The sequence below is a fragment of the Chryseobacterium sp. MYb7 genome, assembly GCF_002979455.1.
Lineage (GTDB): Bacteria > Bacteroidota > Bacteroidia > Flavobacteriales > Weeksellaceae > Chryseobacterium.
Genome location: NZ_PCOU01000030.1, coordinates 20,681 through 31,315, shown reverse-complemented (window position 1 = coordinate 31,315; position 10,635 = coordinate 20,681). Strand labels below are relative to the sequence as shown.

11 protein-coding genes and 1 tRNA gene are annotated in these 10,635 nt (G+C 35.9%); 5 read left to right on the top strand and 7 right to left on the bottom strand.

Annotated elements, in window-relative coordinates:
- Window positions 1-102: 102 nt before the first annotated feature.
- Genes CQ046_RS19660 through budA form a run of 3 tightly spaced genes read right to left on the bottom strand, consistent with a single transcriptional unit; the run spans window position 103 to window position 2,659 of the window.
- The gene (locus tag CQ046_RS19660; RefSeq protein ID WP_105703897.1) at window positions 103-405 is read right to left on the bottom strand and encodes a putative quinol monooxygenase; all 303 of its coding nucleotides are present in this window, start codon (window positions 403-405) and stop codon (window positions 103-105) included.
- A gap of 47 nt (window positions 406-452) precedes the next feature.
- Complete coding sequence (locus CQ046_RS19655) at window positions 453-1,865, bottom strand: L-dopachrome tautomerase-related protein (RefSeq protein ID WP_076597837.1); 1,413 nt, start codon at window positions 1,863-1,865, stop codon at window positions 453-455.
- A gap of 23 nt (window positions 1,866-1,888) precedes the next feature.
- The gene (gene budA, locus CQ046_RS19650; RefSeq protein ID WP_105703896.1) at window positions 1,889-2,659 is read right to left on the bottom strand and encodes an acetolactate decarboxylase; all 771 of its coding nucleotides are present in this window, start codon (window positions 2,657-2,659) and stop codon (window positions 1,889-1,891) included.
- 112 nt (window positions 2,660-2,771) lie between these two features.
- Here budA and CQ046_RS19645 point away from each other — a divergent pair, with 112 nt between their 5' ends.
- The 3 genes from CQ046_RS19645 to CQ046_RS19635 all read left to right on the top strand — a co-directional run bounded on the left by CQ046_RS19645 (window position 2,772) and on the right by CQ046_RS19635 (window position 6,640).
- Window positions 2,772-3,614 (top strand): AraC family transcriptional regulator, encoded by an 843-nt coding sequence (locus CQ046_RS19645; protein WP_105703895.1) that lies wholly within the window; start codon window positions 2,772-2,774, stop codon window positions 3,612-3,614.
- Between the two features lie 146 nt (window positions 3,615-3,760).
- Window positions 3,761-3,834, top strand: a tRNA-Asn gene (locus CQ046_RS19640).
- A 277-nt stretch (window positions 3,835-4,111) separates the two neighbouring features.
- Window positions 4,112-6,640, top strand: coding sequence for a DUF5686 family protein (locus tag CQ046_RS19635; RefSeq protein ID WP_228406998.1), 2,529 nt, complete (start codon window positions 4,112-4,114; stop codon window positions 6,638-6,640).
- 80 nt (window positions 6,641-6,720) lie between these two features.
- On the opposite strand, the gene CQ046_RS23715 is transcribed toward CQ046_RS19635, so the two are convergent.
- The 4 genes from CQ046_RS23715 to rplU form a co-directional block, all read right to left on the bottom strand.
- A complete protein-coding gene (locus CQ046_RS23715; protein WP_165790559.1) occupies window positions 6,721-6,894 on the bottom strand; it encodes a bacteriocin-like protein in 174 nt (57 codons plus the stop codon).
- Between the two features lie 199 nt (window positions 6,895-7,093).
- Window positions 7,094-7,261 (bottom strand): bacteriocin-like protein, encoded by a 168-nt coding sequence (locus CQ046_RS23710; protein WP_165790558.1) that lies wholly within the window; start codon window positions 7,259-7,261, stop codon window positions 7,094-7,096.
- 174 nt (window positions 7,262-7,435) lie between these two features.
- The gene (rpmA, locus tag CQ046_RS19625; RefSeq protein WP_027372929.1) at window positions 7,436-7,693 is read right to left on the bottom strand and encodes a 50S ribosomal protein L27; all 258 of its coding nucleotides are present in this window, start codon (window positions 7,691-7,693) and stop codon (window positions 7,436-7,438) included.
- Window positions 7,694-7,705: 12 nt separating this feature from the next.
- The gene (gene rplU / locus CQ046_RS19620; RefSeq protein ID WP_105703892.1) at window positions 7,706-8,284 is read right to left on the bottom strand and encodes a 50S ribosomal protein L21; all 579 of its coding nucleotides are present in this window, start codon (window positions 8,282-8,284) and stop codon (window positions 7,706-7,708) included.
- Window positions 8,285-8,468: 184 nt separating this feature from the next.
- Between rplU and CQ046_RS19615 the strand changes: the two genes are divergently transcribed.
- Both CQ046_RS19615 and CQ046_RS19610 read left to right on the top strand, forming a co-directional pair.
- Window positions 8,469-9,356, top strand: a complete 888-nt coding sequence (locus tag CQ046_RS19615; RefSeq protein ID WP_105703891.1) for a metalloprotease — start codon at window positions 8,469-8,471, stop codon at window positions 9,354-9,356.
- A 147-nt stretch (window positions 9,357-9,503) separates the two neighbouring features.
- The gene (locus CQ046_RS19610; RefSeq protein ID WP_105703890.1) at window positions 9,504-10,592 is read left to right on the top strand and encodes an acyltransferase family protein; all 1,089 of its coding nucleotides are present in this window, start codon (window positions 9,504-9,506) and stop codon (window positions 10,590-10,592) included.
- Window positions 10,593-10,635 lie beyond the last annotated feature (43 nt).

Genomic DNA, 10,635 nt, shown 5'->3' with positions numbered 1-10,635 from the left:
TCGGAAGTATAAAAAATAAAAAGATCTGCATTTCTGTAGATCTTTTTGTTTAATATTAAAACCTGTAATTGATTAAAGACAGTTTTTATAATGACAACTATTTTACCCGCCTGAAATTCTTTCCAGTTCAATCAGCTGTATTGGTTCGCTCATCCATTTATGCATCTGTCCCGCGAAGTTTTTAAAATGCTCTGTCTGGGTATGAAATTCAAAAGCTTTGTCATCTTTAAAGGCTTCCCACATATAGAAAGTTCCGGGGGATTTTTTATCTTCAAAAAGAATATAATAAATACAGCCGGCTTCATTTCGGGTAGGATCTATGAGCTGCAGCAAAGCATTTTTCAATTCTTCTCTTTTCACCGGTTTAGACTTCAGTACTGCTACTGACTTAAATTCTTTGTTCATTGCGTTAAATATTTTTATGTGATGAATGTTGATAAGAAATTTTAAGGCTATAATTTCACCCGATATATAAAATAAGGAGGTTTTCCGGCATCCGGCTGTCCGGAAAAGGCGGTTGTTGTATGAAGCTGGTTCACTGAAATATACAGATAACCATCATCTGTGACTGCAATATTATCTGGCCATTGTAGCTTAGGATCTTTAATCAACCCGGTAAGTTTCCCATTTTTATCAAGCTTACTTATACCATGACCTCCAAGGTTTGTAATATAATGATTCCCTTGTTTATCTGTAGCTACACCATCACTCACTGGTTTTTCTCCAAATTTCTTAATGGAATTCCCTATTGTATTATCATCTTTATTTTCTCTGAAAAGTCTGGCTGGAATTTCATACCATGCCGTCCCGTTCATAGAGCCAAAAAATAATGTTTCCCTGTCATCTGATAGTGTAATAGGATTAACACCCACACGCGATGGTTTTCCACCAAAATCAATGACTTTTCCATCAATAATCATATCTACATCCTCTGTCTGTAAAGCCGGATGCCCACTAAATCTTCTGGCTTTTTTCGTTTTTAAATTCAGAGCAATAATCCCCGGGTTGGCAATATCAGCAAGGTAGACCCAGCCATTCTTTTCATCTATCGCAACATCCTGAATGAAGCTCCCTTTCGGCGCAATATCGGCCGGTAGCTCTATCTTTTCTGCCACTTTGTTCTTTTTAAGATCAAAACACCACAGACGTGTCTTACCGAGACCCAATCCCATATCAATCATCCAAAGGCGGTTTTCTTTGTCTGTGATGACTCCAAGCGGAGTATCAAATTGATTATCATTAGGCTGCTGACCATTTTTCTGGAATTCGGGAGATGGAAAAGGCTTTGCCTTGCCATTAATAATTTCGACTAACTGTTGTTTAGGGTCTGACAAAGGATGCATCGTTGCAAATACCCTCCCGTTATGGCTTACCGCAACATTTCCCGGTCTGGTATCATTAAACTGTGCAACAATTTCAAGTTCTTTCCCTTCTTTTGAAAGATAAGATGCCGATCCCTCTACCCAGTCTTTACGTACCGGAGTAAAGAAATCCAGATCTTCAGTACCGTCTTCAAGGCAGAAAAACTCATGCGTAACACCTGCAGGTATCACCAGCACACCGCCGGCCTTCACAATATATTCTTTACCATTCATGAGTACTTTTACACTCCCTTTAGTAATGTAGGTCACCTGTTCGTTCGGATGGTTATGAGGAGCAACATGAGCATCTTTATCCATTTTCCAGAAAGCAAATGTACTTTCTGTACCAGATACCCATTTGCGCTTTAGCCCTTTATCTACCTGCTCCCAGATTCCTTTATTAAAATCTGTCTGAAGCACTTTCTGTTGTGCCTGAACTGAATTGAAAAAAAACATAAATGCCATTGAAGGCAGAGACAATAATCTTTTGTTTTTTATTTGCATATCAAATAGTTATATACTTATTATTAATATTGAGCACTTGGCTCTGAAGATTTCCATTGACGCCGATAACCGTCATTACTTTTGCCGGGCAAAATAAGCTCATAAGCATTTTTTTCATCAAACTGTACGGTAATTTTTGCAGAGTCGAAAGTGCCTTCTATTAAGTGACCACCAACTCGCTTATCTTCAGATAAAAAGTGGAAATGAAACGGAGAGAGATCCAAACCACCAATATAAGAGGGGTTATAAAATCCTGCAAGCGTTCCTTTTATATTTTGTTTTTTATACAGCGGACGGGTTTTCATCAAAACAGCAATCCCCGTTGTATCTTTTTCATGAACTTTTTCTGCTCCGCCTAATGTCACATTCATGAAAGTGGTCTCTATTTTTACAGCATAAAAACGATTGGAAGACGGAAGGACCTCCAACAGTTTCTTCATCAGCATATCTGTTGTCTGAATATTCTCCAGCGTAATAAGATGATCTTTTTTAAAAAAGGTAAATGATCCGAAAGGAACCAGCCTTTTATTATCCGCAATTTCAACTGAGCCATCTGAAGCAATCCTATAAACATTTCCATCCAATGCAATGAGTTCACCATCAAGAAGATTATAAGTTCCCAAGCCGAAGTCTCCTTTCTTTTTAAGATCTTGTACCGTAAGATCTCCGGTATATACCCCATTTCTCATAGCATCCATAGAAGAATAATGGAAAATTTTGTCTACAGGCTGCTGAGCTTTCAGAAAAGTAAACAATGCCGTTACTACTATTGTATTGAATAATTTTTTAATCATATTCTATAATTCCAAAATTGAATAGAGCAAAATTATACTGATAATTAGCAAATTACCAGTACAAAAGCTCGTTATTTTTGTATAATTTTGCCTAGTATATACAATAAAAGTGATGAACAGAGACGTATTATATGAACCTTATAGTATTCATTTTGAAACATTAGAAACATTCCCTGATAAGGAAAGCAGAAAGAATTTTTTTGAACTGGTCTTCATTTTATCAGGAACAGGCCAGCATTGCATTAATAAGCACAGCTTTTCTTATTCGAATAATCATATGTTTCTTCTGACACCTCAGGATTGCAGCCAGTTTTGGATTGATACTACAACCCGGTTTTTCTTTCTGAGATTCAGTAATATTTATTTGAAAAATGATAAGATTTCGAAAGAAAATATCAAACGCCTGGAATTTATTCTTGAAAATGCCAACCACAAACCGGGATGTATTTTAAAAAACCAGACGGACAAAACACTAGTAAGACCTATCGTAGAAGCTCTGATTCGGGAAGCCGTGAATAAAGATGTGTACCACAGTGACATAACCACACAACTCATTAATACACTTATCGTTATCGTTGCCCGCAATATTGCGAAATATCTGCCTCAGAAGATAGATGAAGCTTCTGAATCAAGAATCATTAGTATTCTGAATTATATCCAGGCCAATATCTATGAACCTGAAAAAATACGAACTGAAAATATCTGTAAAGAGTTCGGATTTTCTGAAAATTATTTAGGTAAATACTTTAAAAAACATAGTGGTGAAACCCTGCAGTCTTATGTAAATAATTATAAAACGACATTAATAGAGCACCGTTTAAAACACAGCAGCAACAGAATTTCAGAGATTGCTGATGAACTGGGATTCACGGATGAGAGTCATCTTAATAAATTTTTCAAAACACAACGTGGGAAAAGCCCCAAAGCCTACAGGCAGGAAAATATGAAATCATGAATAATCTCCTGCTCATCACAAAAAATATTTAAAATTTAATTTATTGAAAAATAAACCAATAGCTTTTTTCGTTCAATATTCAAGAATAAAAACTTGCTTGGTACGGATATTCCTATTATATTTGCACCACTTAAAACAAAGGAAATTCCTCCTTAGCTCAGTTGGTTAGAGCATCTGACTGTTAATCAGAGGGTCGCTGGTTCGAGCCCAGCAGGAGGAGCAAAAAAGACTTACAAAATGTAAGTCTTTTTCTTTTTATAAACCCTTCATAACAGCAGCAAAATATTTCTAAAACCAGGAACTCAACCTTTCTTTTAATTCCCTGATTATTATATTTTAAGCATTACAATTTCCCAATTAATTTTTAACCCATACATATATAATTTTCGCTACATTTGCCGTTTTATACTTTAGAATAAAAATATTTTATTTTTTTACCTATTTTTTTAATAAACTGCATGCTTTTTGTTTATGCTAATTGCCTGAAGAAACGAATGATGTTAAACAATAACTCCCAAAAACACTATCTTTTATTTTTTTTCCTGATTCTCTCCAGCTCTGTATGCGCTCAAAACCGGGCCAGCGGCAAGATAGTTGACGAAAAAAACAATAAAGAACTCAATAAAGTTGATATTTTTATCAACAATGATAAAACACCTTCCCTGACGACTACTTCAGGTAATTTTACTATTCAGTCAGACAGCATCATTCAAAAGTTAAAATTTTCCAGAAAAGGTTACACTACTGAAACGCTTGATATTACCTCTGAAAATGCTGAAAATATTTTTGTACAGTTATCACAGGCTAAAGTAAGTGACATTCAGGAAATTGTCCTTCAAAGTGGTAAGACAAAATACAAGAACAAAAAAGAAAATCCGGCTTACGCTATCATGCAGAAAGTCTGGGCACGTAAAAGAAACAACGGTCTGGAGAAATTTGATACCTATTCCTACAAAGAGTATGAAAAGACTCAGTTTGATCTTAACAATCTGGACAGTGCTTTCATGAAGAAAAAGATTTTCAATAAACTGGATTTTATTTTCAGCTATGCCGATTCTACCGCAAGTGGAAGATTGGGTCTTCCAATTTTCCTGAATGAAGCTGTTTATGAGAATTATGGTAAAAACAAACCGGACAAGGACAGCAAAAGAACATTGGTGGCCCAGAAAACATCGGGCTTCCAGGACAATCAGGTGATTACCGTTTCAGCTAAAAACCTGTACCGTGATATTAATATCTACGATAATACGCTGAATTACTTTGACATCGGATTCCAGAGTCCGGTAGGAAGTGATGGATTCGGAACATATGATTACAACCTGATGGATACTATTACCATCCGCGGTGAGAAAGCTTTTCAAATAAGATATCAGCCTAAAAGAAAAGATGTTCTTGCATTCCAGGGAAATCTGTACATTGACACTGATACCTATGCTGTATTGGGGGCAACCTTAAAATCAACACAGAAAATTGGTGTGAATTTCATTAACAGTGTTTATACGCAGGTGGAATATGACAATCCTGATGATGAAACATTTCTTCCTAAAAAGCTAGTTACAGAATTTGAAATGAGTCCTTTTTCAAAAAAGAAAGGATCCAAAAGTATTATAGCCAAAAGATCGGTAGATTATTCCGACTATGAATTCAACAAACCTCTTGATCCAAAAGTTTTCAAACGTACAGAGGAAGAATATGAGGACAAGTTTACAGATAAAGATGACGCCTATTGGACAAAAGCCAGACCTGATACTTTATCTAAAGCAGAACAAGGCGTTTACAGCATGCTTAACCAACTTCAGCAAACCCCGAAATTCAACAGAATGGTAAAACTGGTTGAAACACTTGGTTCCCGTTATTATAACGCTTTCAAAGGGGTAGATATCGGTCCTATTTTTTCAATTTACGGAAGAAATGAAGTAGAAGGAAACAGAATAAGGTTAGGAGCAAGATCCTATTTTGGATTAAATGATCCTTGGAGAGTTCAGTTTTACACGGCTTACGGATTCAAAGACCAGCAATTCAAATATGGTGTTGAAGCACGATATATGTTCAACAGACTCAATCGTTTTATGATTGGAGCAGGAACCAGCAGAGACATTGTTCAGCTTGGAGGGCAGCTTACCTCCGGTGATGGCGTTGCATCACGTTCTTTGTCTTCCAGTACCTTTTTTGCAAGAGGAGAAAATATTTCCTTAAGTTCTGTGAACCAAACGAATGTTTTTGCAGCTATTGAACCTTGGAAAAATTTCCAGATAAGAGTGGATGGAGTAATGCAGAGTATTAAGTCTGCCATTCCTGAGAAATTCAACCTGATGTATTATAAGGATGGGCAGCTGAGACAAACGGTTAATGATTCTCACGTTACCATCAGTTTAATCGCAAAACCAGGAGCAAAATTCTCCCAAACCGGTATTGACCGTTACCAGGCTAGAAACTTGGCACCAACCATTGTTTTAAGATATACCAGAGGTATTGAAGGACTATTCAATGCAGATTTCAATTATGACAAACTACAGTTTATGTTTAACAAGCCGTTTTTGATTGGAAGTATGGGTAAATTAGTAGTTAATCTTGAAGCAGGAAAGAACTTCAATACAGTTCCTTTGGCAATACAGAATATCATTCCCGCAAACCTTTCATATGGTTTGGTTCCGAATACATTCTCTCAACTTAACTATTATGAGTTTGTGGCTGATGCTTATACTACACTTCAGTTGGAACACCATTTTAACGGGAAGATTCTTTCTTATATTCCATTAATTAAAAAGCTGAAACTTAGAGAGGTTGCATTTATCAGAGGAGCCTACGGAACGCTCAGTGATGCTTCTAAGGCGATTAACGTAGAAGGTTTTAGATATTCTGCACCAAGCGAACATATTTATTATGAATATGGATTCGGAATTGAAAATATAGGTATCGGAAACCTTAGAATCTTCAGGGTAGATTTCAACTGGAGAGGAAATTATCTTGACAGACCGGATATCTCCAAATTCGGGGTTAAAGCAGGATTCCAGGTAGGATTCTAAAAAGAATATAAAACAGGTTCGGCGGCTTCTTTGAAGCCGCCGAACTTTTATTTTTAGTTTATAAAAATCAGAGATGATAATTAAAAGCACTCACATGGTTCTTCTACATCAAGAAGGCAGCGCATTTTTTGTTCCGGTGTCATACCGCACCAGATATCACATGATCTGATTGGTTTTGGCGGACACAGTCCTAAAGCAGCTCCCCCATTAATTTCTTTAAGGTTCTTCTTTGTTAATTTTTTCAAATTTTTCATGATTATATTTAGTTTTATTTGTTGCCTACTCTCTCTGCTTTTCGGCTTCCGCAATGGTTTTTTATTTGATTACGGACAAATATATAAATATTTCACTACCGTAAGATATTATTTAGCTTTTTTAACTTAAAATAAAAGCTGAACCTATTTAAATGTTCAGCTTTATCCGAAATCTCAAAGAAATTTGGGTTACTATTATTTACTCAAAGCATTCTGTACAGGGTTGTGAAAGCATGCAGTGTGATTTCTGCCATAGAGACCATCTGCACCATTCATCACAGGACTGAAACATAGAAGGACAGACCGCTGCCACTCCTGCGGTTACTTTTTTTAAATTCTGTCTGGTTAATTTTCTTACATTTTTCATAGATATTTTGTTTTAATATTTGCCTACTCTTTATGCTTTTCGGCTTTCGCAACTGATTCATAAATGGTCAGTTGACAAATATAAAATATTTCACAAATAAATGAATACTATGAAACCCAACAAAAAAAACCTCAGTAAAAACTGAGGTTTTAATTTTTATAAAACGCTTAAAAATTATGCGTTTGGTTCTACAGATACAAAAGATCTGTTGTTTGCTTTCTTTCTGAAAACTACTTTACCATCTACTAATGCAAACAAAGTGTGATCTTTACCGATTCCCACGTTATCACCTGGGTGGTGCTGAGTACCTCTTTGTCTAACAATAATATTTCCGGCAATAGCTGCTTGTCCTCCGAAAATCTTCACACCTAATCTTTTAGAGTGAGACTCTCTACCGTTCTTGGAACTACCGACTCCTTTCTTGTGTGCCATTTTATTACTGGATTATTTATTAAGTGCTTTAAATTGATCAATATTCTTGATGATAGCAGCATCTACTTCTTCATGGGTAAGAATATTTTTTTCTAATTCCACTTTAACTGCTTTACCTAAAGTAATTAAAGTTTCTCTGTTCTCTTTAGACTGAGACAAGTTGTTTTTCTTTAAGTGATAGTTCAATTCGTGATCTTCACCAAAGTTAACAGTTGCGTTATCTGAAAGAACTTCACCTTTCACAGTTTCTTTTTTAGCAGCAGCTTTTTTAGCTCCACCTTCAAAACCAGTAATACCAGTGATTACGATTTGAGTTAAAGATTGTCTGTGACCGTTTTTCACTTTGTAACCTTTTCTTCTTTTCTTTTTGAAAACGATTACTTTATCAGCTTTTACGTGGTCAAGGATCTCTGCTTCCACAGTGATTCCGTTTACAGCTGGGGCGCCTACAGTGATTGAACCGTTTACAGTAAGAAGAACTTTATCGAAAGAAACTTTTCCTCCTTTATCTCCTTTTAAACGGTTTACAAACAACTTCTGGTCTTGCTCAACTTTGTATTGAAGCCCTGCTATTTCTACAATTGCAAACATTGTTTATAAATTTTTAGTTATTTCGAGGTGCAAATATACATATAAATTTCTAATTAGCTTACAATCAAAGCAATGTTTTTTTAAATAAAATCCTATTCACTATGTTTTGAATAATTTTTTTTAATAATGTACTCACACTTAAGAGATAATTTATTACCTTCGTTCTACCAAATTGAATTTATATATGAAAAGAAACTTTAATCTCTGCTTACTAGCAGGTGCCATTGCTGTATCTTCATTGACAGCATGTAGTGATGACCAAATGGACAACAATGTTCAACCTCAGACAGAAACACTGAACGCAAAAATTGATCAGCCGGGAGATCTTGAAAAAAAATGCTCTTACGTAGACAACAACTGGAGCAACAGTTCTGTTTTAGTGACCGGACTTCAAAACTCCACAGACACCAATTTTATGAATGCACAAATGACTAAAATTGCAAGCATGTGGGGAAGAAGCAACCCTCTTCTGCGATTTGTGAACGACCCTAGCAATTTTAATTCTACCTATAATGCCATCTCATATGGTAATGGAAGAATTTATTATGGGTATGCAATCTATTATGATGCAAAAGCAAAAGGCGGTGATATTGTCAATGCGATGATCCTTGCTCATGAGTATGGACATCAGCTGCAGTATATCTTCGGACTTCCTTCAGTAAGCGAAAACACAGCAAGACCCAACGAACTTGAGGCAGACGGATTCGCAGGATACTATCTGAGAAGACCAAACGGTTACAACAAAACAAACTTCTCCGAAATTGCTGCTGCTTACGAATTTGCTCAAAGTATCGGAGATTACCAGACCACTAATCCCGGACACCACGGAACACCTGCACAGAGAAGATCAGCTGTTCGTTTAGGATTCCTTTTGGGACAGTATGACCTGAACGCATCCAATTTCGATTACAACTTCTTCTATTATTATCAGGGAGTATTAAACGGAACTTATAAGATAGCTAAGAACACAGTAAATCCTGAAATTGACGCATACATGAGTCAATATATTGATGAGCTGAGAAAAATTCAGTCAGGAGAAATTTCTGCAGAAGAATTTAAACATCTTAAATAAACGGAAACATTCATTTTTAGCATATTTAAGAAAGGTGGCGGGCAGTATGTTCCGCCCCTTTTTATTTTTAAACGTCTTTTTATGTTTTAAAAAATCAATTTGTTTGTATTTTTGAAAAAATAACAAAAGAACCTTCAAGTAACTACAATGAACAGAGATCTCTATATTGATTTCGCCAAAGGGCTGGCAACACTTTCCATCATATTTATCCATACAGCATTCTGGTCTGGGCAGTTTTATATTCCCGCAGAAGTAAGGGTGTTCTCTCTGGTCTTTGATGTCGCCTTATTTTATGCGCTCAGTGGTATTACTTCCGGAGCCAATATTGAAAAAACATTGTACCGCCTTCTGAAACTGCAGATCACTTATATGATTTTTGTGACCTTCCTGTTCTTTTTAGATTACTTCTTTAAAGTATTTGGACTCACCTTCTTTTCTATGGAATGGCTACAGAGTTTTTATTCAACATTTGGATCCAAATATTCCACGACCAGTATTTCTATCTATCCTCAATGGGAAAACCTGGGGAACTGGTACCTTCATCAATACACCAATGCTGATACTTTTCCGGTAGTGATGGGAAGTTTCTGGTATCTTAAAGTGTATTATATACTCACTGTTTTCGGAGTTCTTATCTTAAGATTCTTTCCAAAACATATTAATTGGTTTATTGGACTTTGCATTGCTTTAACCCTATTATTCAACATTTTCCCGGAATATTATCCAACGGGACAAGTAGGATATGTTGCTTTCTATCTTGCTGTATTTTTAATCGGGCACACATTGCGTGGAAAAAAAATTCCCACCAAAGCAACCCCTATATTCTACGGACTTGTGGGAGCAGCCCTTATATGGATGTTCTGGTACTATGGAGGAGATATCTTCTATAAAATCAATAAAAATAAATTCCCGCCAAAAATACCTTATATCATCTGGGCATTATTTTCTCTGGTGACCTTATTCGTTCTTTATAACCGATTGAAAATCACAAAAGAAAATTTCATTACCCATATCGGAAAAAATGCCATTTTCTTCTACTTTGCACAGGGAATCAGTTCTTCATTAGTCTATTTCCTGGTAGTTCCGTTAAAAGAAAATATGCCGTGGTGGCTTTTGATGGTCTTTATTTATGGAATTAATATCATTTTAGCCTTCATTATTTCTGCAGGCCTGAAAAAAGTAGATACTTCAGGCTGGAAGATTCTGGAATTCCTAAGAAGAAAGACCGCATCTTAGCACTTTAATGATCAAATTGAAATAAAGTCACATTTCTTACCTC